The sequence below is a fragment of the Leptospira harrisiae genome (assembly GCF_002811945.1).
Lineage (GTDB): Bacteria > Spirochaetota > Leptospiria > Leptospirales > Leptospiraceae > Leptospira_A > Leptospira_A harrisiae.
Window position 1 is genome coordinate 293,900 of sequence record NZ_NPDX01000002.1, and the last position, 23,912, is coordinate 317,811.

Here is a 23,912-nt window from a genome sequence, read left to right on the forward strand (position 1 = left end):
TTATTCCCCACCAAAGGTTGATTTGAAGAGGATCGCTTTTAACTCAAAGGCACCTTTTGTTACTACTCGATCTCCTTCTGAAATTCCAGATAAGATTTCTGTTTTTCCATCATTAGTGCTTCCTATTGAGATTTCGATCCACTGGAATTGATTGGTTTTTGATTCGATAAAAACATACTTTTGATTTTGATACGATTGAACGGCTTCTTCTGAAATTTGAATTCCAGATCTTCCATTTACACTTAAAATTGCTTTTCCAAATAAACCTATTTTTGCTTGTCGATTTTTATTTTTAAAAACTAGTCGAGCATGTACGGTTCTGGATTCTGGATCAACTTTTTCTCCAATATGTTCTAATACACCATCAAATTCGAAATCAGGATATGCATTTAAGACAATTTTACCTTTTATACCTTCAGATAGATATTTTAAGTCATTTTCAAAAATCTTTGCTTGAAACCATAATTGCGAAAGTTCTGCGATTGTAGTTAGATTTTGATTCCCTAATACAATGGATCCAGGGATTGCATTTCTAGAAAGAGCAAGCCCTGATCTCGGCGCATATACAGTGTAAACTCCAGAGGCTGCATTATCAATGGCTAGTCCATTGGCACGTAAGTTTTCTTCTGCGGCAATCTTTTCAGATTCAATGACTTTAAGATTAGATTCAGCATCAATATACTCTTGTTTTGCGGCCAAATTCATTTTTACTAATGAACTGATTCTATTTAAATTTTGTTCTGACGCAGTGAATTTTGATTTTGCTACTAAATAAGCTGATCTTAGTTTTGCTAACTCTGGTGAATCGATGGTAGCTAACTTTTGTCCTTTTTTGATAGTATCACCTTCAACAAAGGAAACTGAAGTAATTCTTCCGGAAATTCTTGATGCAACATCAATGATCGCATCAGGAACAGCTTCCGTTTCGCCAATTAATTCAATTTTCGTTTGGATCGGTTGGTTACTAACAACGAACGTTTCGATAGAAAGGTTTTTTCGATTTGCTTCCGATAATGTCACAATGTTTTTCGGATTCTCTGTAGTTCCTGTATTAGTATTTGTCTCTCGTAACTTCCAAATGGTGACAGAAATCACAATAAATAGAAAAGAGATGAGGAGTATTATTGTTTGTTTTTTCATGGATTCATTCCTAATGAATGGATGGGAAGACCTAAAACACGTATCAATTCAATTTGCGATAATTCAAATTCTGATTTGGTATTAAGGTAGTTTAATTTGGTTTGTAAAAGGATTCTTTGTTGGTTGATGGCATCGATGATTTTTATTTTTCCAAATCGAATTGCTTCTTGAAGGTGATTCAAGTCTGATTCTGCTCGTTCCATTTTTGACTCATCATATAGTTTGATTTCCTCAGAAAGGTTTATATAATTTGTTAATGCAAATAAAACTTCCTGTTTTATATTTCTAGAGACAGATTCTTTCAATTCCTTGGAATTATCAATTTTCGAAGAAGCTATGATTTTTTCTCCTTCATAATCTCTCCAAATTATCATCGGAAATGTCAACATTCCACCAACAACTCTTTCGTTAAATCCATCGTTTTGGGCAAAAGCACCAAGTGATACATTCGGAATTTTTTGTCGCCTAACTTCATTTTGCCGAAGAACTGCGAGTTCAATTTCTTTTTCGGAAAGTGATAGTTCTGGACGCATCTGCATTGCCATTTGGATTAAATCTGCTCTTTCTTTTGGTAAATCGCTCGGAATCGTCCAGTATTGCAATTTGATCGAATTTAGTTCGACAGGCATTCCAAGTAATACTTCTAATTCAGATTTGGAATTTTCGGATGATCTACGTGTTTGGTTCCAAATTTTAAAGATTCGAATTTCCTCTGATTCTGATAAAGCTTCATCAATTCCCGGTGATAGTCCTTCGTTGACTCTTGCTATTGAAATTTTTTTTAATTCTTTAACAAGATTTAAACTATTAAAACTATTTTCCTCTTCTAGTTGAAGGTATCGAAATCGAGTCATTTTTTTTAATGCTTCAAATTCTAAAATTCTTTTTACAGATTCTAATCGAAAGACTTGGGCTTTGAACTCTTCATCTGCAATCTGAACTGCGATTTCTCTTTTGCCATTTGTAAAAATTTCTTGGTTAACCATGACCTGAAAGTTATTGGCAGCATTGGGACCAGACAAAAGTGTAGGGCCGGTTGATTCTCCTTTTCGCGTGGCCACATAACTACTAAAAACGGGATTTGAAGGAAAATAATAGGAAGCAATTTTTTTTCTTCCAGAAATTTCCTTTAGTTTAATTTCTTCGATACGATAGTCTGGATGTTTCCTTACGATACATTGACTTAGTTCGAGTATGGAATTGTATTTATTGCAACTATATCCATTAGAATCATTTGATTCTGGATTTATTGGTAAATTAAATATACAGATAAAAACCAAACAACGAAGAGGGATTCTTTGCAGTTTGGGGAAATAATGAAAATTCATGGAACCTCCCAAGTGTTCACGCAAATGAATTGCGAATTAACTAAGTTAGGTTCTGTTTGGGCGGGCGAAAGAAACTGTTTACGGTAACAAGGTTTGGAATTTGTAATTCGGGCTGATGGATATAAACTTTATGAAGTTGGATGAGTATGTGAGATAGATACAAGTCCCAGGAACAAGAAACAATAAAATTACAAGGACAAGAAAAACAAACATGGTCTGCGTGTTCTCCTTCCTCGTTTAAATCGTGTCCGGGATTAACACCTAAGGCATGATCGAGGAAGGCATAAGGGCATGCACTTTCTGGCGAACCAATCAATCCGCAATTGACCTCATTGTCAACAATGCGTTGGTACATAAAATTGGCAGAAAATAATAAGATAAAGCTAAATAGGAAAAATCGTCTCCAGAAACTGAGTTTTTTCAAATTTAACTTCATAGGGTTACTTATAGTTTGGAATCTCCTTCGCGGTTTGCAATAACTTATCTGCAATTTCTGGAACACAAATAGGGGAAACATGACTACTATCCAAAAAAGTTTTACAATCAGTGTTTCCCTTGTTTAACGAGATTAGACGAATATTTTTTGAATTTGCACTAACCAAATTTGGGCCTAAAGTTTCAAATAAATCCCCACCTGTAATCGATTTTCTAAGTTCGTTATAGTAAGGGTGGACTTGAGGCTCCCAGATAACCATTGGAATATTATGTTCCTCTACAAGCTGAATGATTTTTTTTAAGAACATATATTCTGTTTCGGAAAAAACAAAATTTGGCAATAAACGTTCTCTCTGCGATTCACTATAATCGATAATTCGATCTTTGTATTCTTTGGGCGTAAAATTATTTATTTCCATGCCGACAAAATTGGGATCAAAAGGTCGCTTTTTATTCAGATAAGAAGCTAGCGCAATGAAATATGTATCATCGTTAGCAGTTTTACCCTTTATCAAATTCGATATTGTTTGGATAGGACTAATGTGATAGTTATAAGAAACAAATGCTAAACGCATCAAAATTTCCCGCTGAAATTTAAAATTAAAAGCTGGATAGATGTCTATCAATTCATCTTCGTGTAACATTAGTTCCTGCCATTTGGATTTGTAGGAAAAAATATTATTTTCGTTAAGCATTTCTTCCGAAAATTCTAAAAATAATACATCGGGCTTAAAGTCTGACTTTATCATAGATTTTATCATTAAATAAAATAAGAAATATTCGGAAGCTTTGATTGACGATCTTGTTTCGAAGTAGGTAGGGTATGGATAGGTATTTTTATTTACAGGTATATTTTCCCATTCATGAAAAATATCTGACCGCGAAGTACCTGTAACCACAATCACCTTTACATTTTCAGATTGTTTTTTTTTGTCTTCATCCCAAACTTTTGGTAATCCGATTAGTACGTTTTGCCCCGATTTGTATGCTCTTCTTCCTGCTTCTCTGATTTGAGGAATACAAACCAGCTTATCGATTATAAAAATCGAAAGTAAGATAAAAAAGGGATAAAGATAAATTCGTTTTTGGTTCATATGATTTTCTCAGAATTGGAAATAAATAAACGTTTCTACAGGACTCTCTATTTTTACTAAAGCAAAGAAAACAAGTAATGCGAAAATTGGAATCAACCAATTTGAAAATCTTTGTAATTTGTCTTTGAAGTAATTTTTGTATTCTACAATATGAAAGAGACAACTGGCAAAAATGAGTCCCCAGAAATCTGGGCGATAAATCATTTTACCAGTAAGATTAATACTAGCAGACCAGAAGGAGGAAATCCTTGTTAAAGTATCGATACGAAAGAAAGTGGCGAGAACAGAAAAAACTATAAATATCCAAATGGTAGCAAAAACCTGTTTTGTGAATGACATAGATTTTCTATCTGGTTTTCCAAAAGCAAATCGTTCGATGGAAAGAAAAATTCCATGAAAAAATCCCCAGAGAAAAAAAGTATAAGTATTCCCATGCCAAAGCCCAGATAGGGACATTACTAGAATGGTATTGATATTGTATCTAAGTTCTGAAACTCGATTTCCACCTAACGGAATGTACAAATAGTCGCGAATCCATGTAGAAAGAGTATAATGCCATCGACTCCAAAGTTCTGTGAAACTAACCGATAAAAATGGGGAACGAAAGTTTTCTGGAATTTCATAACCAAGTAGAAAAGCAGAACCTCTCGCTAAATCCGTATATCCGGAAAAGTCTCCATACACTTGAAAAGAAAAAGCCACTGTAGTTAATAATATTGAAATTCCATCATATTCCCCTGGGCTTATGTAAACTGGATTGATGATTTTTGCAAGTTGGTCTGCGATGAGTACTTTTTTGACCAAACCAGAAAGGATGTGTAAGATTCCTCTTTGGACAAAATCCAAAGTCAATTTGGAATGATCGATTTGATCATAAAAATCATCATGGCGCATGATTGGGCCAGCAATGAGTTGTGGAAAAAATAAAATGAATAATAGAAAGTTAATAAACGGAGATTCTGTAAATTTTCCTCTCCATGCATCTACCAAATATGCAATCATTTGGAAGGTATAAAAACTGATTGCTAGTGGTAATACAATTTCGGATAAAGATTGGAAAAAAGGAATGCTCAATTCGCCTTCTAACATTAAATATTTTATATATGTTAGGAAATATTTGAAAAAACATAAGTTGATCAAATTGATTCCTACACCCAAAATTAAAAAGAATCTGTTTTTAGTTTTAAGTATACCAAGAACACAAAGATGAGTGAGAAGGATGAAAATTACGAAATGTATTAAAAATGATCCACTCCAGTATCCGTAAAAAATAAGCGAAAAAACAATGAGGAGGTATTTGCGAAAACGAGAAGGTAAAATCCAATAGATAATATAACAGGCGATAAAAAAGAAAAAATAATCAATGGAATTGAACAGCATTTACCCTAGAATTTCCGCGATATTTTTTTCTGCCAGTCATTTTACACAATCATACTTGCCTCAAAAATCAAATCCAAGAAGATCAGTCTTCATGGCGACTCAAAATACACTGTGGACACCAAGCTCAAAAGAAACCAATCTTTCCCGATTCCAAGGGCATTTAGAAACTAAGTTTGCGAAATCATTTTCTGATTATGTTTCTTTACACAAATTTTCAGTGGATGAATACGATCTGTTTTGGAAGGAGTGGCTTTCTTATTCAGGTTTTAAGTTACATAAAGAACCCAAAAAAACAATCGAACGAGGATCACATTTTTCAAACTCAGTTTGGTTTCCGGATGCACTCTTTAACTTTGCTGAAAATTTACTTGAGGTTGGGGATCCCGATTCTTTTGCATTGGTATTTTATTCTGAAGATGGGCAGATCCAAAAATTAAAATATTCTGAACTAAAATTGGAAGTATTAAAACTTCAAAAACATTTGATAGGGCTTGGAGTAAAAAAAGGAGATCGCATCGTTGGACTTGTACCAAATGCTCCTATCGCTACTATTGGGATGTTAGCAACAACATCGTTAGGTGCTATATGGTCAAGTGCCTCTCCAGATTTTGGTATACGCGGAATTTTAGACAGATTCGAACAAATCAATCCAAAAGTATTAATTTCAGTGGAATCGTATTTGTTCAAAGGAAAAAAGATTTCGATTACAGATAAACTAGAAGAAGTTTCTGCGCAGTTGGCCAATGCAAAGAATTCTGAATACAAACAAACTTTACTTTATGATTTTGTAGAGCCTATCAAGGATTTTGGTAAAATTCGGTTTCCATTTCGATATAATGAGATTAGTCCTCCCAATTCTCCTGATCAGTTGATTTACACATCCATTTCCTTTTCAGATCCAGTGTACATTATGTTTTCCTCTGGAACAACAGGTCTCCCGAAGTGTATCGTCCAAGGTGGTGGTGTTTTATTAAACCATACAAAGGAACTTGCACTACATTGTAATGTGTATAAACACGATCGTTTTTTTTATTACACAACTTGCGGTTGGATGATGTGGAATTGGTCACAATCTGTATTGGCATTAGGTGCTACATTATACCAATTTGATGGAAATCCATTCCATCCTTCATGGGAAACTCTTTGGTCTATGGCAGAAAATGAATCGATCAAAGTGTTTGGAACAAGTGCCAAATATCTTTCCGTATTGGAAGAGGAAAATATAAACATTAAATCAAAATACATTTTGCCAAAATTAAATGTAATTTTATCTACAGGTTCTCCACTTCCAAACTCTGGATTTCGGTATGTGTACCAGAATATCAAATCAGATGTACAATTGTCTTCTATTTCTGGAGGAACCGATTTGAATGGATGTTTTGCTTTAGGAAATCCCAACTTACCTGTGTTTGAAGGTGAAATTCAATGTAAGGGTTTGGGTATGGATGTACAAGTGTTTGATGATATGGGTAAATCAGTTGTGAGCCAAAAAGGCGAATTGGTATGTCCAACACCATTTCCTTCTATGCCTCTTTTCTTTTGGAATGATGAATCTGGTACAAAGTATAAATCCGCTTACTTTGAAACATACGATAACATTTGGTGTCATGGAGATTTTGCATCCATCACACCTGAAAATGGTTTGGTGATTTATGGTAGGTCAGATGCCACTTTGAATCCAGGTGGTGTGCGGATAGGAACAGCTGATATTTATTCTGTAGTTTCTAACATACCTGAAGTCAAAGATAGCGTTATTATTGGACAGGATTACAAGGATGATGTTCGTGTGATTCTATTTGTCGTTACGGCGGATGGAGTTTCTTTAGATGATAATTTAGTGAAAAAAATTAAAGACCGCATCAAATTGGAAACATCTCCAAGACATGTTCCTTCTTTGGTTCTTTCGGTTCCTGAAATTCCTTATACAGTGAATGGAAAAAAAGTAGAGATTGCCGTAAAACAAACAGTAGCTGGACTTGAGGTAAAAAATAGAAACGCACTTGCTAACCCAAATTCATTGGATTTTTTTAAAGACAGAAAGGAGTTGCAAATATGATTCTAAGTCCTAAAGATTTTGGATTAGTAATGATTGGATTGTTATTAACAACCAATCTTATTGCAGATACCAACCCAACCCGTTGGCGCTCCTGTTTTCAAACGAATTGTATTTCCTTTAATCTTCCATCCAAGTGGTTTCTTACAGAACGTCGATCGAATGGAACCACTACAAAATTTGATCATTTCAAAACTTTGCCATTAAAAGAAGAATCCGGCCGAGAAATCATACCTGCTCTAGTGATTCTTTTTAAAGAATCAGAAAACAAACTCCCACTCCATCCTATACTGTTTCATGCAGACTCTAGAAGATTTAGTATGGTTACCAATATTCGCAAATCATTCAGCCTACAGAAAATTCCTAACACTGAAAATAGTTATAAGTTTTTAGGAATGTTCGGAAGTTTTAAAGATAAAGAAGATACAGTTGTACAACACTATATCACTGCGACAGAAGATAAATTTGGATTCACTATTTTAATTACCTGTTACGAGTCGGTGTATCCACAAATAGAAAAGGATATTTATCAATTTTTGGACAGTTTGTCTTGGAATACAAGACCTCTACCATGGAAGCAACAACTTCCTGAAGAACAAATTTCGAAAGCAAAAGAATTGGAAGTGAGTGCCCTTGATCGATTGAAAACCAAAAAATCAGAAGAGATAACAATCGCATTGGAGGAATTGAGTGACTCTTGTGAGTTAGGATCTGCTTCCGCTTGTGAAATGTTTACCTTATTTATGAATTTGGGAAGATAACAACACAGGTATTACTTCTTTATTTCCATACCTTCTAAATCTAATTTCTAAATGTATCATTGGAGTCCTTTGAAAATTAAAAACTCTTCATTGTAAATTTTTGATTGGTATTTCGCTCCGCTATCACATAACACAGTGACTATGGTATGACCTGGGCCTAGATCCTTTGCTATTTGGTACGCTGCGGCCAAATTGATGCCCACGCTTCCGCCCATAAACAAACCATCCTTTTTTAAAACCAAATTTAAAATACGAAGTGCCTCTTTGTCATGGATACGAATGGCATCATCAGCGGGCATTCCTTCCATATTTTTTGTGATCCGACCTTGTCCAATTCCTTCGGTGATGGAAGAACCTTCTATGGTGATGTTTCCTGTTTTGACAAAGGAATAAATTCCAGAACCGTAAGGATCCGCAACGATACATTTGATATTGGTATTTTGGGATTTGAAAAAAAGTCCTGTTCCTGTGTAGGTTCCGCCCGTTCCTAGAGAAGCGGTCCAAACATCAATTTTACCTTGTGTTTGTTCCCAAATTTCGGGGCCAGTAGTTTCGAAATGTGCATTTCTATTGGCTAAGTTATCAAATTGGTTGGCCCAAACGGAATTAGGAATTTCCTGTGCCATACGTTCTGACACTCGAACATAATTTCCTGGATCTGAATAGGGAACTGCAGGAACGAGTGTTACTTCGGCACCTAACGTGCGCAATATTTCTATTTTTTCTTTGGATTGTGTTTCTGGAATGACAATGACTGATTTGTAACCTTTTGCATTACAAATATGTGTGAGGCCAATCCCAGTATTCCCAGCCGTCCCTTCTACGACAGTACCACCGGGTTTCAGGAGTCGCTTCCGTTCTGCATCTTCGATGATGTACAAAGCGGCTCTATCTTTAACAGACCCACCTGGATTTAAAAATTCTGCCTTACCTAAAATTTCACATCCAGTTTCTTCGCTAAGTGAGTGAATGCGGATGAGTGGGGTATTCCCAACTGTATCAATAAATCCGTTTCGTATATTTGTTTTCATGAGAATCGACTTGACTCCTTCTCTCTAAACATCATCTTCCTAGTCTATGTTACAAACCATTCGCCGGTGGTTCGCTCCTGCTCCGTCTATACCCCAAAAATCCGAAAAAGAAATCCAAGCTCTTTATCCGAAATTTCGGTTCCGAGTATTGGAATCAACTTTCCTTGGTTATACGACCTATTACTTAACTCGAAATAACTTCTCACCTGTTTCAAAAGAAATTGGGGAAGCCTTATCTTATTCGAAAGCAGAGATAGGTGACATCCTCGCAGTCACAGCCATCACATATGGAATTGGAAAATTTTTAATGGGGGCATTGTCCGATCGTTCCAATCCAAAAAAGTTTATGGCTGTTGGTTTGTTTCTTACAGCCATTTTGAATTTTTCATTTGGATTTGCGAATCATTATTGGATTCATCTATTTTTATGGGGTGCCAATGGTTTAGTTCAAGGAATGGGTTGGCCACCCTGCGGACGTTCTTTGGGACATTGGTATTCGGTGAGAGAACGAGGTACTACGTTTGCATTTTGGAATATTGCACATAATATTGGAGGCGGACTTGTGGGAGTAGTAGCCTCTCATTCAGCAGCCAAGTTTGGATGGCAATATGCTTTCATTATACCGGGTATCATCGCACTATTTGGATCTGTGTATTTATACTTTCGACTTCTGGACACACCACAATCTGAAGGACTCCCACCGATAGAAGTTTATAAAAATGATTATCCGCCTGAAGAAAAAGAAGACCATGAAGCAGAACTGACCACCAAACAATTAATTGTTGAGCAAGTCTTAATGAACAAATACATTTGGTTGTTTGCGGTGATAAATTTTTTTGTTTATATCATTCGTTATAGTTTGATCGATTGGGGTCCAACGTACTTAAAAGAAACAAAGGGAGCCGATTTATTAGGTGGTGGATACTCCACACTTATTCTAGAATTTGGAGGGATTGGTTCGACCATTCTTATGGGTTGGGTATCTGATCGATTTGACGGTCGACGGGGAATGGTGAGTTTACTTTGTATCATTCCTATTTTCTTCGCCTTTTTGGGAATTTTGTTCAATCCTCCTGGATCCATTTGGGTTGATTATTTGCTTTTTGGATTGATTGGACTCTTTATCTATCCACCTGTAATGTTGTTAGGTGTTGCAGGAATGGACTTCACTTCAAAAAAAGCAGTGGGAACTGCTGCTGGATTTATTGGACTATTTGGATCTTTGGGAAGAACAGCTCAAGGCAAAGGTCTAGCTATCCTCGCCACAAACTATTCTTGGGATGTGGCTCTATATGCGATTCTTGTTTCCACTTTGATAGCCATCTTCCTCCTAGTTTTCAGTTGGAATTTGCGCCCACGTGGGTAAATAAATTGACTAAATGGAAAGAGAGAGATAAAATACTTAACTTATGACACTCGGCAGAAAAATTTCCTTAGGAATCATCGGCATCATAGCCATCCCGTTAGTTGTGGCACTCTTCTTACCTAAAGGGTACCAAGTAGAACGTTCTATCGACATCAACAAACCTGCATCAGAAGTATTTGCATACATTCGAATGTTAAAGAACCAAGACCAATATAGCGTCTGGGCCAAAAAAGATCCGGGTATGAAGAAAATTTATACGGGCCAAGATGGAACGGTCGGTTTCATATCTCGTTGGGAAAGTTTGGACAAAGAAGTTGGAACTGGCGAACAAGAAATTAAAATGATTAATGCAGATGCGTTGGAGATGCAAACAGAACTTCGATTCATCGAACCTTTTGAAGGAACCGAACGGAGTTATATGAAAGTATCCTCCTTGGATCAAAAAAAATCCAAGGTTATTTGGGGTTTTGATGGTTCCTTGCCTTACCCTTCCAATTTGATCTGCCTTTTTATGAATTTTGAAGAATTAATAGGAAAAGACTTTGAAGAGGGACTATCCAACCTTAAAGTTGTATTAGAAAAATAAGGAAATTCATTTCGATTGAACAAACAAAATATCTATTGGCAACTTTACCAAGATGATCCAATTTTAAAACCCGGATTCCCATCTCCCATATTGGCGGATCCGAGTTTTTTATTTCCCGAAAATTGCCCTGATGGTCTTTGGCACCTCTTCGCACACAATGTTTTTGGTGTCCAAGAATTCCTTTCTGAAGATGGAATCCACTGGAACAAAAGAAAAACAGTAATTTGGAATGCTATGCGTCCTTTTATCTTTTTTGATGAAGGGACTTATTATTTATACTACGAAAAATACAAATTCTTACATGTATTGATGTCTTGGTTTCCATATCGGAAATGGAAGTCCCATATCGAAGTGCGAACCAGTAAAGATTTAAAATCTTGGTCTTCGCCACAAACAGTCATTACTCCAAAATTTCCTTTTCACAAAGATCCAAAACATGGAGATTCGGTTAGTAATCCATGTATGTTAAAGTTTGGAAAAAAGTACAGAATGTACTTTTCTTCCTCTTTGGTTTTTATCCCTGATTGTGGATTTTGTGAACCAAAACATATCACTGTTGCCGAAGCAAACTCCCCACTGGGCCCGTTTTCTTATTTTTCTGATCCCATAATTTCACCAAATGAGATGGATCCATTTTGTAATTTGGGTGCAGGTTCCATTAAAGTGATTGAGTGGAAAGGGCGTTACCTTGGATTTCAAAATGGAATCTTTTGGAATCCTGTCAGGAAAGAATCTTGTTCGGCAATTCTCTTCTTACAAAGTGAAGATGGAATCAATTTTGAACGGATCAACCATACTCCAATCCTTGGTCCTACCGGAAGAGGGTGGAAGGCAAGTCATGTATATGCTTGTGATGTGAAGTATTCAGAAAAAGAAAAGATCTTTATCCTTTATTTTAATGCAAGAAACAAAGCGCATTGGACCCAAGGAAAAGAAGCCATTGGTCTTTTTGTGGGCAAAGTAGAAGAATCCAAATCTTCTGGAATAAAACCTACCAAACAAAGTAAAACTTCAAAACTCATTGCGAAAAAGAAAATATCCAAACCAAAACCGAAGGTTAAGAAGTCTAAACGCAAATGACAAATTCTCTCAAGGGCCACTCAAAAGATTTAGGTGACAATTTCATCATCCGCCGAGTTCTTCCAGCTATGGAAAAACGTTCTGTCGGACCTTTTGTTTTTTTTGATCACTTTGGCCCTGTACCTGTTGTGACGGGAGAAGAACTAGTCGTTCGAGCGCATCCACACATTGGACTTGCGACCATTACTTTTTTATACGATGGAGTGATAACTCATCGTGATAGCTTAAAAGTGGAAATGGACATTCGGCCGCATGAAACGAATTGGATGGTGGCAGGATCTGGAATCGTGCACAGTGAACGCTCCAAATTTGATCCTAAATATGAAATTTTAGAAGGCATCCAAACTTGGATAGCTTTGCCTAAGGATAAAGAAGAAATAGAGCCTAGTTTTGAACATTTTTCAGAAGAAGAAATACCTGTATTAACAAAAGATGGTCTCGTATTTCGATTGTTAGGTGGTAGTTTTTTAGGATTACATTCTCCAGCTACTGTCCATTCTCCTTTGATATATGCAGATATTGAAATAAAACAAGGTGCGGACGCTGTCCACTGGGTTCTTTCTGACAAAGAAGAAGCGGGGTTATATGTGTCTCGAGGTACGATTGAATCTAATGGTGAATCTTACACAGTGGGATCAATGGTATTGTTTGAAAAGGGAACTTCCGTTTCTTTTAAGGCCAAACAAAATAGTCGTTTGATTTTACTAGGTGGGGAACCGCTCACGGAAAAAAGACATTTATTTTGGAACTTTGTTTCAACAAAACAGGAAACCATTGAAAGGGCAAAGGAAAGATGGGCAAAAGATGAATTTCCGAAAGTTCCAAAGGAGAACGATCGAATTCCTTTGCCCACTTAAAAGTTAAAGTTTAGAAATTATTTCAAATCATCCGCAGCTTTTTTATATTCTTCTGCTTCTGTACGAAATTCTTTTGCAAGAGATAAGCAATGTTCTTTAAACTTTGCTTCACTGATTGCCTTTCCAGCTTTGTTGCCCGCCATTTTTTCGTGTCTTTTTGCACTTACTTCTTTTTCTTTTGCCATTGCATTGAGATAAGAACGTGCAGCCTGTTTACTTTCTGGAGTATTTGCCTCTTTAATCATCAAGTTTTCCAGATCGGACAAAGCAAATACGGATGTAGATGCTAACACGAGTAATAGGGAAATTATTTTTTTCATAGATACCTCTCTCGTCACTATTATACTGATTCTATTAAAATGTCAATAGGGCAAGTTATTGATATTTTACGGAATCGGAACCTGCGGACATAAATGCTAATTTAGTACCGGTTTCAGCAAAGGCAGAGATAGTTTCCGAAAACCCAGAAGCAGTGACCATAAAAGTTTCCCCAGGGCCAACTAGTTTTTGGAATTCAGGAAAATAAACAGATCCAGATACAGTGTAAAAAATTCCGAAAGACACAGGATCACATAACTTTGAAAAGTTGAAATTTTGAGCTTGGTTAAAATCCCAAGATTCCAATCGAAATTTGTCATTAGAAGTAAAAAGGTATCTTGGAAAAGGATGGTAAGTGATTAATTGTTTGGTTTGTTTTTCAGATCCATCGGATTTTTGAAAATTAAGTACGGCAAGTGCTTTTTCTAAATGTAATTCTCTTGGTTTTCCATCATCACCCAATCTTCCATAATCGTACACTCTGTATGTGGAATCAGACGATTGTTGTACTTCTAAGAGTAAAACTCCTCCGCCTATGGCATGGATAGTACCTGGGTTTAATAAAAATACATCACCTGGTTTTACTTTCCATTTACGGAGAACATTTTCACCTAAATTTTGTTTTACCAGAGTTTCATAATCTTCTCGGTTTGTGTGGGTGTCAAATCCAACCACTAACTCTGCTCCTGGTTCGGCACTCAAAACATACCAACATTCCTTTTTCCCATTGGATTTTGGATCATATTTAAGTGCGTAATCATCATCAGGATGTACTTGGACCGACAGTTTTTCTTTTGCATCAATGATCTTTACAAGTAATGGTAATCCCGATTTTATAAAAGGTTTACCAAGGACAGCTTCTGGAGCTTTTCGGATAATTTCTGTTAGTGGGATATTTTGAAATTCTATGTTTTTGATAGGAGAAACATCGGTTCCGTAAACTGAAACTTCCCAAGATTCTCCAATGGATCCTTCTGGAATATTACGGCCTAGAGAAGTTGCGAGTTTTCTTCCTCCCCAGATTTTTTCTTTATAAAGGGGGGTTACAAATAGAACTTTGGGAATCTTTTCCATCGATTTCCTTTTTAGACAGCACTCTTCACTCGTAAAGGGATATTTTTATGTACTAAGAGTTTCACACGTAGGAATTTTTTCTTAAAATGGGTGAAGGAATCTGGTCGGAATTTTGAAAGATCAAATTCAAAAACTTTCCCATGTACGAGAGCAGATTTTGGAAACTCCACTTTTAGATTTCTATATCCTTTGTAGCTTCCTCGCCCATTGCATGCAGGACAATGCGGGTCACCTCCCATACAATCCCTACAAACAATTCTGACAGTCAGTGGGATGACGGCAATCACAGGACGAATGATTTCCGATTCTTTTAAATCAATAATCAGATCGTAATCAATTCCAGTTACCTTACGTCGGTCTTTGTTCCGAAATCCTTTTCTCATCAGTCCACGTTTAGCAAGCTCTAAGATTCCTGTAGTAAAACGGACACGAGAGACCGGAAGGACAACAGGGTGCTCTTCTAGTTTTCGTTTTAAAAATTCACGAGCGTAGTTTTTTTTAAATTCTTCATCGTAACGTTTTCGCCCATCACCTGTTAGAGTCTGGTAAGCAAAGTAGATGCTTTGGAATTTTGAATAGGAGCCAGTGTATGGATTGTCTGGATGAAATTGTTTTACTAGATGACGGAAAGAGGATTTGATCTCTTCCGTCGTGGCTCCAAAAGGAATTTCTAGGACTTCGTAAAGGTTAGAAGGTTGTGGTGGTATGGAGAAACTCATTCCACCAGCGCCGTATTAAGGTTCTTGGAAATCTCCACTGACAGAAACTTCCATCACGGATTCAGAAACCATTCTGGTTTCCAAACCACCTTTTGCTTGGATGTATCTGTCAATGGTTCTTGTCACTTCACGGAGTCTATCACGATAGGCAGTAGCCAAACGCAATCTTTCCCAAGGACTTTGGATTTTTTCTAACTCAAAGTTAAGAGTATTATCATCTGCATTTGTCACAGTGCGAACAGAAAGTGAAAGTCCTTTCACTCCACCTGCAGTGTTATTTTTTAATTCACGGTAGGTAGTGATAGGGTCTTTGCCTTTTTCAGTGAGTGATTTTCTGGACCAAAAGGAAATTTCATCTAAAGAGAATCCACCACCTTCGGCTCCACCACCACCTTTTAGTTTCATAACAAAACGACTGTGCATAACATAACGAGGTTCAAATGGAAGGTGGATTTCCCTTGCATTGGTCACTTGGCCATAACGACTATCTTTGATTTTCTTTTCGAAACTTAAAAACTTAACTTTTTCATTGATCACAGCATGGTATTCATCCACTTCTTTACCAATTCGTTCAATCTTCTGTTGTTGTTTCGCATTATAAGGGATGAGAGCAATACTTCCATCCGGATTTAACTTTTGAGAATCTGCTTGGCTGGCAGGTTCATTTTTTTCATCCGCGGCAATAAGGCCAACGGCGAATAGGAAGGATAAAATTAGAACAAACGAGATACGCATACGAACTCCCAGATAGTAGACTCTATATATATTTTCGACTTTTGAAATGAAATCATTAATTTGTTAAAAATAAGGTTGATAAAAAACGCAAAAACCCGAGTCTTGCGGTAGGTCTCCCATGGAAATAAATCTAAAAAAAAATGCCGACGCTTATGTGATCAGCATTTCTGGAAGTTTGGACATTTATACTTCCCTGGATTTTAAAAATTTCCTGGAAACCAATGTTCCTAGCCAACCTACCGAAAATCTGCATGTAATCATCAATTTAGAGAAACTCAATTATATTGACTCCTCTGGAATCGGAATGCTCATCAAACAGCTGAATTATGTCCAGGAACTCAAGGGAAAGTTCTCAATTGCCAATATGAAACCAGCCATTGAGAAGGTTTTTAAAGTCGCTGGGCTTACCAGTTACTTCCAAACCATTGGTGAAGACGAATACCGAGAAAAATACGCAGTTTAAGCTTCTACTTTAGTTTTTCGCATCCAAACGGTTTTCCAAAACAAACGCATCCCAAACCCCCCAAAATCTCCCGAGTGAGTTGTTGCTTGGCACGAGATCGACATAAATCTTTCCATCAGGGTATTCTGAAGGTTCAAGGGGAATTTCCACTGGATTTACAAAACTCTGGTTTTTATCGGAGTAGATAGATAGTTTTGGCCTACCATTCACAAGGATGTTCAATTTTCTTGGTTTGAATTTGGAACCTTTTAGTGGACGATAACGAGTGAAATCCAAATAGAGATACACTGTCGATTTAGAGATGACTTGTTTTTCCAATAGGAATTGGAGTCCAGTTTCTGGAACCATTCGACAGATATAATCTTGCAGTCCTAAGTGGGGTGCATCCGGTTCTAATTCATAAGATTGGTAGATGGCCCAAGTTTTGAGTTCTGGGTAGGTGGCTATGTCCTCAGGGAGCAATCCTTCCTCCAAACCAAATTCTTGTTTGGGAATGACAGAGCCTTCTGCAAACACCGAAACCAAGGTTGATAAAAAGATTGCCGTTAGGATAAGGATTCGTAGTTTCAATGGAAGCACCTAGTACAAGTATCGGATTACGAGACAAGTCCCCCTTTGAAAATTATTCGCTCTTTAGAATCGATCCAAAACGAGTTTCAAAACGGCTCCTCCTTGACACTCGGAAACTTTGATGGAATCCACGTTGGCCACCAGACCCTACTCTTGCGAACTGTGGAAAAAGCAAAGGAGTTAGGACTTCCTTCCGTCGTTGTCACTTATTTTCCAAATCCTTCTGTGGTTCTTGGCAAAAAACCAAACTTCAAATACTTATCTTCTGAAACGGAAAAAGAAGAACTCATCCGCGGATTCGGTATCGACTATTTGGTTGTTTTAGATTTTACTTTGGAACTTTCAAAAATGTCGGCAGAAGATTTTTTGGAAAAAATTATGATCCAAACGTTGAATGCCAAACATATCGTCATTGGATATAATCATTTTTTTGGAGCCGAAAGACGTGGAGATTTTACTCTGCTCGATTCAAATAAAACTAAATATAGTTATGCGGTCGAATTAAAGGAAGCGGTTCTAAAAAAGGAAAGTAAAATCTCGTCTTCACTCATCCGCGGATTTTTAGAAAAAGGGGAAATGGAAGAAGCTAAAATTCTTTTGGGAAGAAATTATCATATTTCAGGAATTGTTACGCAAGGTGCCAAACGAGGAAGGACCATTGGATTTCCAACTGCCAATATCAAAGTTCCGGATGACAAACTCCTTCCTTCAATTGGAGTTTACGCTTGTTTTGCGAAGTTTGGAGGGAAAGATCACAGGGGAATGGTCAACATTGGACACAATCCTACTTTTGATGGATTAGGGCTCCACGTGGAGGTGAATGTTTTTGATTTTGATGGTGATTTGTATGGTAAAGAATTGGAATTAGAAATCGTTCACAAAATTAGAGAGGAAAAAAAGTTTAGTGGACTTGACGAATTAAAAAGCCAGCTAACAAAAGATAAAGAAGAAAGTATACGAATTTTAAATTTTAACTAAGTGGTATAATTTTCCTTTCCGTTTGATTTTTCCTAAAATTTGTCCGTTTGTTTTATCTTTTTCCAACAATCCTTCCAAAGAAGTTTTTGATACTGCCCAATCTTCTTTTAGTTCGTCAAAATAAAATCCAAGTTCCTTTTTTGATGAGTCCTTAATCAAAAGAACATTTTTTTGTTTTTTTTCACCTTCTTCCATCAAAACAAATCCAGGTCCAGGAAACAATGGGATCAATTTTTCTCTGATACGTAATTGTTTTTTGAAAGCAGGTATATCTCGGAGGATCCGATAACTTTTTTTAGGGATAAGAAAGTTTACACCTTCTAACACATAACAAATAAAAACTAACTTACCACTGAGTCTTTGTGGTACAATTGGATTTTGTTTTTTTTCAGTGAGATTTTTTGCAATTCGATTGATTCGATTCTTTAACGCAGAATCCAAAAACTCAATTTTATCTTCTGATTTAATCTTTTCTAAAATATGGAAAAGTGAATCAAATTCTTTTTGTTTGTATTCATTTTTAATTTTGAACTTATGAATTTCTGAACTTAATCGTTTGCTCCTTTGTAAAAAATAAGGAGATTCGTTTGATTTTGATAATTGGATCAACTGTTCCGACAATACAATCATGGAAGTGATATGAATTTTTGATTCTCTTTCGAGTTCTTCCAAACGAATCAATTCATTTTCTAATTTGATTTTGGTTTGAAAGAACTCTTCTGCCCCCAATATTTTTTTGGTCGGTTTCATAATGGAACTCAGTTTGCAAACTTACGTTTTTTAATGGATAAAATAATTCCAACGGCCGTCATCGCCATCACCAAATGCGAACCACCATAACTCATAAAAGTAAGTGGAACACCTGTTACAGGAAGTAGTCCAATCACAATTCCTACATTAATGGCAATATGAAAAAAGATCATAGCCACGATCCCTGCCGCAAGAAGGGAACCAAACCTATCCTTACTTTCAAAACTAATTTGAAGACCTCGAAGAGGAATCGACATTAGGAAAAATAATAATAACACACTACCAAAAAAACCAGTTTGTTCAGCCCAGGACGCAAAGATAAAGTCTGTTCCCGATTCGGGAACATGGGGAACTCTTCCTTCCGTCATCTCGCCGTGAAAGAGTCCTTTTCCAAAAACCTTTCCGGATCCAACGGCAGGTTTGGATGCTCGGAGTTGGTAACCAGCACCTTGTTTGAATTGGTCAGGATTTAAAAAAGCAGTAAGACGAATGACTTGGTTTTCTCGGAAAGGGATGGATTTGTGAACGGCAATAGCCGAAAGGATGGAGAGTCCTAAAATTCCAATCGTGATGTAGTAGTTTCTAAGATTTTTGGAACCACGAGCAATACGGATAAAAATCATCACAAGACTAATGAGGGCAAGTGTTCCACCGAGACCAAACATAAAGGCTTCATTGGATAGAATTTTATATCCGACACTCGCATATTCATCTTTGACTATTTCTGCGGCTTCGCGAATCATTTGGAGGTTTTTTGGGTTTTCGATTCCGGGTAAGGTGAGTCCCGATACTTTTTTCCCATCTAAAATTAACCAAATTTTACCTTGGAGTTGGTTTACAATCGATACTAACTCTACCTTGTTATCTTTGCGAAGTAAATCAATGAGCGGTTGGATGAGTGTAAGCTGTGAATAAGCAAGATACATGGGAACCATTAGAGAAATACTACCAAAGGTAAGTAAGGATCCAACGTGCAAAATGTCTGCACCACCTAAATACAACATGGTGAATAACATTGGTAAAAAGGAAACGGCAGTTCCAAAGTCTGGTTGCAAAATGATAAAGAGCATTGGCACCAAACAGATGATAAATGGTATGATCAGCACCGTAATTTTGTGCATTTCCTTTTCTTTCAAAACTAAATACTGACCAAGTAGGATCACTGTGGCTAATTTGGAAAATTCAGATGCTTGGAGGGTGATGGGACCAAGTTTTAACCAAGAACGTGCACCACGGCCAGAAGGAAGATATCCAATTCCGGGAATTAATGTGAGGACTAATAAAACAATCGAAAAGATATAAATGAAGAGGGCATAAGAACCTATCAATTGGTAGTTGATTCTCGACATAAACCACATGGAGATGAGTCCCACAAAAACAAAAGTGAACTGTTTGTACCAACGACCAAGTCCATCGGCTGTGTTTGCTTCTTGTGTGTATAAAGTAAGGACTCCTGCCATTGCCACGAGGACAACAGAGAAGATAAGAAAAAAATCGAGTTTTTCTGTATTGCGATCAGCCATTAAAATGCCTCTTGTTCTACTGGTGCTTCTTCTTCCATGGTTTTAGCACGTGATCTATCTGTTCTTGGGAAAGAACCTGGAGGGAATGCTGCTTTGAATACTTCACGAGCTGCAGGAGCCGCAGAGGCAGCACCACCGACACCATATTCCACAAAGGCAGCAACTAATATCTGTTTTTCGGGAGGTGCATTTACAGGTGCATATCCAATAAACCAAGCATGGTTGGAAGAAGATGCTCCTCGTCTTCTGGTTTGGGCGGTTCCCGTTTTACCTGCAATTTCTGGGAGTGTCGGTGAATTGAGAACACCAGATGCGGTTCCAGAATATCCAACTAAATACAGTCCTTCCTTGAGTGCTTCCACTGTGGAACGTTTAAGAGGAATGTCTCGGAGGATAGTAGGTTCTGTTTTTTGAATGAGTGAGTTATCGAGTGGGCTTCTAATTTCAGAAACCACATAAGGTTTGTAGATTTTTCCATTATTGACAACTGCCATATAAAAGAGTGCCATCTCAATGGGAGTTACGGAAATAAATCCTTGTCCAATGGAAAGGTTTACCGTATCTCCATCAAACCACTTGTTTCCGTAAGTTCTTTTTTTCCAATCGGAACTTGGAATGAATCCCGTTGCTTCACCAGGCAGATCGATTCCTGATTTTTTATCTAAACCGAATAACCGTGAATAGGCGAGAATGGGTTCTGCACCTAATTTGTATCCCAATTGATAGAAGTATACGGAGTTGGATTTTTCTAATGCCTGGGCAAGATTGAGTTCGCCGTGATTTTTTTTATCCCAGTTATAAAACACTTGGTCAGGTACACCTTTGAAAGTTGACTTGAGAGTAAAACTTGCCGGGCAGGAAAAGGTTTGTTTCGGATCATAATTGATTTTGTGTTCACTTTCCATTGCCGCAAGACCTACAAGGGTTTTGAAAGTAGAGGCAGGTGGGAACCTGGATTGGATTGCTAAATTTAAAAAACCACCGTTATTAGTAACTCGAGTAAAGTGGTTGGAGCGATCTAATTTGTTTTTGCCAGATAAGATATTTGGATCATAGGCGGGATTGGAAGCCATAGCCAAAACTTCGCCTGTAGTTGCTTTGATAGCAAGGACAGTTCCTCGAACACCTTTTAACGCGCGATAGGCTGCAATTTGCATATCACGATCAATTGTTAAAATTAAGTTATTGCCTGGAACAGAATGTTCGATGACACGTTCTTCTTCAATATTCCCTTCTGTGTTTCTTTTTTGGATTCGAAATCCGTCTTGGCCACGAAGGGTCGTATCATAAAGGGATTCAATTCCACCTTTACCGATGAGTTGGTAGGTTTTGATTTCTTTTTCTTGTAAATCGCTAGTTGTTGGTTTTCCCACATAACCAGTCACATGTGAAAGTGCAGGTCCCATATGGTAAACTCGGGCCGGTGAAGAAACTAGATACACATATTTATTGATATTGTCGAGGACAAGAATTCGTTCTTGTTGTTCACGAGAAATCCCTTCTAACAGAACAAAAGGTTCTCTAGAACGAATTTTTTTGATCATCCTTGAGTCTTGGAGTTCTTTTTCGTAATAGACAATGGGGATTGAAAGTGCTTCACAGAATTTATAAATAAAATCTTTCACCTTTCTTGGATCATTCTTAAGTAAACTTGTATTTAGGATTACGTCAAGAGATGCAGAATTGGAAACTAAAGGTTGGCTTGTTTCAGGAGTGAGAAAGTTCCTATCAAAAATATTCCCGCGGTCTGCGGGAATGGATTCACTTCTCCGGACAAAACGTTCGGCTTTGAGAGAGTTTTCACTTCCTTGGACAATTTGTAAATTAAACAATTGTAGGATATAGGCAGTGAGAGTAAACACAACCATTCCTGTAAAAAAATAGAGTCGTTTACGGAAACTTGTTTCTAATCGAAATTCAGATGCCGACTGACTCATTGCCTAACCTCATCTGCATCCAATCGAAAAGCCCAAGAGAATAAAAAGAATAATGCTGGTCCGATGAACGCATTGTACAACGAAACATATAAAAAGGAATAACTTTGGTTCGAGTGAAAGAACATTAAAAACAATAAATAAGTTATGAGTCTTGAAAGAAGGGTAAACCCAAGAATATAAATTGTAATGGAAATATAGTTCTCTGTATAGGAACTTCGCATCACTTTACCAACGATGTAGCCGATGATGGCATAAGAAAAGGAATGGAGGCCAATTTTATAATATACAATATTATCTCCTCCTATTTCACCACCTAACGCAGTATCAGTGAGTAAGCCACCAAAAAATCCTAACCAAAGTCCATACAATGGTCCCTTTCTTAATGCAAAAAAGACCACAAAGATCACCATAAAGTCCGGACGAATTGCATTTCCTAATTCAAATAGATTGGATCCATTTAAAAAATGGGAGAGTAGTAATCCAATGATGATAAATAATTTATCTAAAATCATGGTGTTGTCTCCTTTGGACCTTCCTGCGTGGAAGGAGAAGGTGGGGTAGTCGGTGTTGAATCAGGTACAGTTGTATTCACAGAAGGTTTTGTATATTGTGGAGTTCCAAAAGTAGAAGGAAAGTTTCCTTGTCTTTTCTCTGGTTCTTTTCCTTTTTTGTTATAGTCTTTATCTTTTGGAAAATCGATTTCACCAAAATAAGGGCCATCAATTTGAATTGTTTTTTCCGCAGGCCACTCTTCTCGCCATTTTTCAGGTTGTTTCTTTAAAACGATCACATGTAAAAGTTTATCAAATTCGACAAACGGACGTAAGATGGCAGTTTTGAATGATCCGTTTCTTGGACCTTCTTCAATAATTGTTCCCACAGGAATTCCTGGAGGAAACACTCCAGATCCGCCTGAACTAAACACAGCTTTACCGATTTTGCTAAATCCTTCTGTAAACATTGTACCTGCAGAAGTGGGAGGAGGATTGGGGCCCATAGGAAAATTTCCTATGGCTTTTGGATCAATCACAATTCCCGAATCAATATAATCTAACAAAACATCGGTTCCGCGACCACTGTTTCCGTTAAGGGATGCCCAAAGGTTGGTTCCTGGAATGGAGACTCCCATTGAAAAGTTTGAATTGATGATGGGTTGGATGACAGCAGATCCTTTGGATACAGCGATGATTTTACCCACAAGGGCTTCGGTAAATTTCCCTTTTTCGTCAAGGGAACGAGCCACAACTGGCATATAAGGTTTGATTCCTTCTTCCGATCCTTTGTTGATAATGATGGTTCTATAAATTGCGTTCAAACGAACACTTAGTACTTCTGCTCTTACAGAAGGATAATCTAAATGGAGAGGAAAGTTTAACTCCTGCCTAAGGATGGCATTCTCGGCCTTCAACCTTTCTACATCTTTAGAAAGTTGGCGGTATTCTTCCATGACGTTCAAACAAGAATCACGCTCTTCTCGGACCCGCTCAAATGACTCGAGTTTGTTATAGCTACTTTTGATTAGGGATCCGAAGGAATCAAAGGACCCTGAAAAAAAGTCGCCTACACCCTGAAAGCTGGCAATCCCTCTTACCATGAAGTTGCCGTTCCAAATTAGGGAAGTAAAGGAAAACAGGAATACGAAAAGTAGGGAGAACAATTCGTCATTTTGATTGATGCGATTCCACTTCATGGACTTATGTCACATTAATTTTATCGGAAAGAATCTTTCAAGCG

Annotated in this window: 24 protein-coding genes; 8 read left to right on the forward strand and 16 right to left on the reverse strand. The window is 37.2% G+C overall.

Translation table 11 applies throughout. The features are described 5' to 3' along the window. Genes CH364_RS11230 through CH364_RS11250 form a run of 5 tightly spaced genes read right to left on the reverse strand, consistent with a single transcriptional unit; the run spans window position 1 to window position 5,377 of the window. Entirely contained in the window at window positions 1-1,140 is a 1,140-nt protein-coding gene (locus CH364_RS11230; RefSeq protein WP_100743982.1) for an efflux RND transporter periplasmic adaptor subunit, read from the reverse strand. Next, the gene (locus CH364_RS11235) at window positions 1,137-2,468 is read right to left on the reverse strand and encodes a TolC family protein (RefSeq protein WP_100743983.1); all 1,332 of its coding nucleotides are present in this window, start codon (window positions 2,466-2,468) and stop codon (window positions 1,137-1,139) included. The genes CH364_RS11230 and CH364_RS11235 overlap by 4 nt, the downstream gene beginning before the upstream one ends. A 40-nt stretch (window positions 2,469-2,508) precedes the next feature. Continuing rightward, window positions 2,509-2,904 (reverse strand): hypothetical protein, encoded by a 396-nt coding sequence (locus CH364_RS11240; protein WP_100743984.1) that lies wholly within the window; start codon window positions 2,902-2,904, stop codon window positions 2,509-2,511. A gap of 4 nt (window positions 2,905-2,908) precedes the next feature. Next, window positions 2,909-3,997 carry a DUF1574 family protein gene (locus CH364_RS11245; RefSeq protein WP_100743985.1) on the reverse strand — a complete coding sequence of 363 codons (1,089 nt, stop codon included), beginning with the start codon at window positions 3,995-3,997 and terminating at the stop codon, window positions 2,909-2,911. A 9-nt stretch (window positions 3,998-4,006) separates the two neighbouring features. Continuing rightward, the gene (locus CH364_RS11250) at window positions 4,007-5,377 is read right to left on the reverse strand and encodes an MBOAT family O-acyltransferase (RefSeq protein ID WP_100743986.1); all 1,371 of its coding nucleotides are present in this window, start codon (window positions 5,375-5,377) and stop codon (window positions 4,007-4,009) included. Window positions 5,378-5,468: 91 nt separating this feature from the next. Between CH364_RS11250 and CH364_RS11255 the strand changes: the two genes are divergently transcribed. Beyond that, window positions 5,469-7,433 (forward strand): acetoacetate--CoA ligase, encoded by a 1,965-nt coding sequence (locus tag CH364_RS11255; RefSeq protein ID WP_100744743.1) that lies wholly within the window; start codon window positions 5,469-5,471, stop codon window positions 7,431-7,433. Further along, a complete protein-coding gene (locus CH364_RS11260) occupies window positions 7,430-8,191 on the forward strand; it encodes a hypothetical protein (protein ID WP_100743987.1) in 762 nt (253 codons plus the stop codon). Before CH364_RS11255 ends, CH364_RS11260 begins: the two co-directional genes overlap by 4 nt. A 56-nt stretch (window positions 8,192-8,247) precedes the next feature. Here CH364_RS11260 and CH364_RS11265 read toward each other — a convergent pair whose 3' ends face one another. After that, window positions 8,248-9,222 (reverse strand): cysteine synthase A, encoded by a 975-nt coding sequence (locus CH364_RS11265; protein ID WP_100743988.1) that lies wholly within the window; start codon window positions 9,220-9,222, stop codon window positions 8,248-8,250. A gap of 46 nt (window positions 9,223-9,268) precedes the next feature. Here CH364_RS11265 and CH364_RS11270 point away from each other — a divergent pair, with 46 nt between their 5' ends. Genes CH364_RS11270 through CH364_RS11285 form a run of 4 tightly spaced genes read left to right on the forward strand, consistent with a single transcriptional unit; the run spans window position 9,269 to window position 13,111 of the window. Further along, window positions 9,269-10,588: an MFS transporter gene (locus CH364_RS11270; protein WP_100743989.1), complete on the forward strand. Its 1,320-nt coding sequence runs from the start codon at window positions 9,269-9,271 to the stop codon at window positions 10,586-10,588. A 43-nt stretch (window positions 10,589-10,631) separates the two neighbouring features. After that, window positions 10,632-11,174, forward strand: a complete 543-nt coding sequence (locus CH364_RS11275; RefSeq protein WP_100743990.1) for an SRPBCC family protein — start codon at window positions 10,632-10,634, stop codon at window positions 11,172-11,174. Between the two features lie 15 nt (window positions 11,175-11,189). Continuing rightward, on the forward strand, window positions 11,190-12,254 hold the full coding sequence (locus CH364_RS11280; protein WP_100743991.1) for a glycoside hydrolase family protein: 1,065 nt from the start codon (window positions 11,190-11,192) through the stop codon (window positions 12,252-12,254). Continuing rightward, window positions 12,251-13,111: a pirin family protein gene (locus CH364_RS11285; RefSeq protein WP_100743992.1), complete on the forward strand. Its 861-nt coding sequence runs from the start codon at window positions 12,251-12,253 to the stop codon at window positions 13,109-13,111. Before CH364_RS11280 ends, CH364_RS11285 begins: the two co-directional genes overlap by 4 nt. A gap of 17 nt (window positions 13,112-13,128) precedes the next feature. Here CH364_RS11285 and CH364_RS11290 read toward each other — a convergent pair whose 3' ends face one another. From CH364_RS11290 to CH364_RS11305, 4 genes are read right to left on the reverse strand one after another with little or no spacing between them, the layout of a single operon-like run. After that, the gene (locus tag CH364_RS11290; RefSeq protein ID WP_243401355.1) at window positions 13,129-13,431 is read right to left on the reverse strand and encodes a hypothetical protein; all 303 of its coding nucleotides are present in this window, start codon (window positions 13,429-13,431) and stop codon (window positions 13,129-13,131) included. A gap of 55 nt (window positions 13,432-13,486) precedes the next feature. Beyond that, complete coding sequence (locus tag CH364_RS11295) at window positions 13,487-14,503, reverse strand: type I phosphomannose isomerase catalytic subunit (RefSeq protein ID WP_100743993.1); 1,017 nt, start codon at window positions 14,501-14,503, stop codon at window positions 13,487-13,489. Between the two features lie 11 nt (window positions 14,504-14,514). Beyond that, a complete protein-coding gene (locus CH364_RS11300; RefSeq protein WP_100743994.1) occupies window positions 14,515-15,222 on the reverse strand; it encodes a DnaJ domain-containing protein in 708 nt (235 codons plus the stop codon). 15 nt (window positions 15,223-15,237) lie between these two features. Further along, window positions 15,238-15,957, reverse strand: a complete 720-nt coding sequence (locus CH364_RS11305; RefSeq protein ID WP_100743995.1) for an LIC_12936 family protein — start codon at window positions 15,955-15,957, stop codon at window positions 15,238-15,240. Between the two features lie 118 nt (window positions 15,958-16,075). On the opposite strand from CH364_RS11305, the gene CH364_RS11310 reads away from it, so the two are divergent. Further along, entirely contained in the window at window positions 16,076-16,420 is a 345-nt protein-coding gene (locus CH364_RS11310; RefSeq protein ID WP_002973307.1) for an STAS domain-containing protein, read from the forward strand. A gap of 9 nt (window positions 16,421-16,429) precedes the next feature. Here CH364_RS11310 and CH364_RS11315 read toward each other — a convergent pair whose 3' ends face one another. Further along, complete coding sequence (locus CH364_RS11315; protein WP_243401356.1) at window positions 16,430-16,999, reverse strand: LIC10729 family protein; 570 nt, start codon at window positions 16,997-16,999, stop codon at window positions 16,430-16,432. Between the two features lie 36 nt (window positions 17,000-17,035). Here CH364_RS11315 and CH364_RS11320 point away from each other — a divergent pair, with 36 nt between their 5' ends. Then, the gene (locus CH364_RS11320) at window positions 17,036-17,968 is read left to right on the forward strand and encodes a bifunctional riboflavin kinase/FAD synthetase (protein WP_100743996.1); all 933 of its coding nucleotides are present in this window, start codon (window positions 17,036-17,038) and stop codon (window positions 17,966-17,968) included. Here CH364_RS11320 and CH364_RS11325 read toward each other — a convergent pair. The 5 genes from CH364_RS11325 to mreC are packed head-to-tail and all read right to left on the reverse strand — an operon-like array spanning window position 17,954 to window position 23,868. Further along, entirely contained in the window at window positions 17,954-18,718 is a 765-nt protein-coding gene (locus CH364_RS11325; RefSeq protein ID WP_100743997.1) for a hypothetical protein, read from the reverse strand. The two genes, CH364_RS11320 and CH364_RS11325, sit on opposite strands and share 15 nt — an antisense overlap. Before the next feature lie 8 nt (window positions 18,719-18,726). After that, complete coding sequence (gene rodA / locus CH364_RS11330; protein ID WP_100743998.1) at window positions 18,727-20,241, reverse strand: rod shape-determining protein RodA; 1,515 nt, start codon at window positions 20,239-20,241, stop codon at window positions 18,727-18,729. Beyond that, window positions 20,241-22,178 carry a penicillin-binding protein 2 gene (mrdA, locus tag CH364_RS11335; RefSeq protein ID WP_100743999.1) on the reverse strand — a complete coding sequence of 646 codons (1,938 nt, stop codon included), beginning with the start codon at window positions 22,176-22,178 and terminating at the stop codon, window positions 20,241-20,243. Before mrdA ends, rodA begins: the two co-directional genes overlap by 1 nt. Beyond that, window positions 22,175-22,690: a rod shape-determining protein MreD gene (gene mreD / locus CH364_RS11340; protein ID WP_100744000.1), complete on the reverse strand. Its 516-nt coding sequence runs from the start codon at window positions 22,688-22,690 to the stop codon at window positions 22,175-22,177. Before mreD ends, mrdA begins: the two co-directional genes overlap by 4 nt. Then, a complete protein-coding gene (gene mreC, locus CH364_RS11345) occupies window positions 22,687-23,868 on the reverse strand; it encodes a rod shape-determining protein MreC (protein ID WP_100744001.1) in 1,182 nt (393 codons plus the stop codon). The genes mreD and mreC overlap by 4 nt, the downstream gene beginning before the upstream one ends. Window positions 23,869-23,912: the final 44 nt, after the last annotated feature.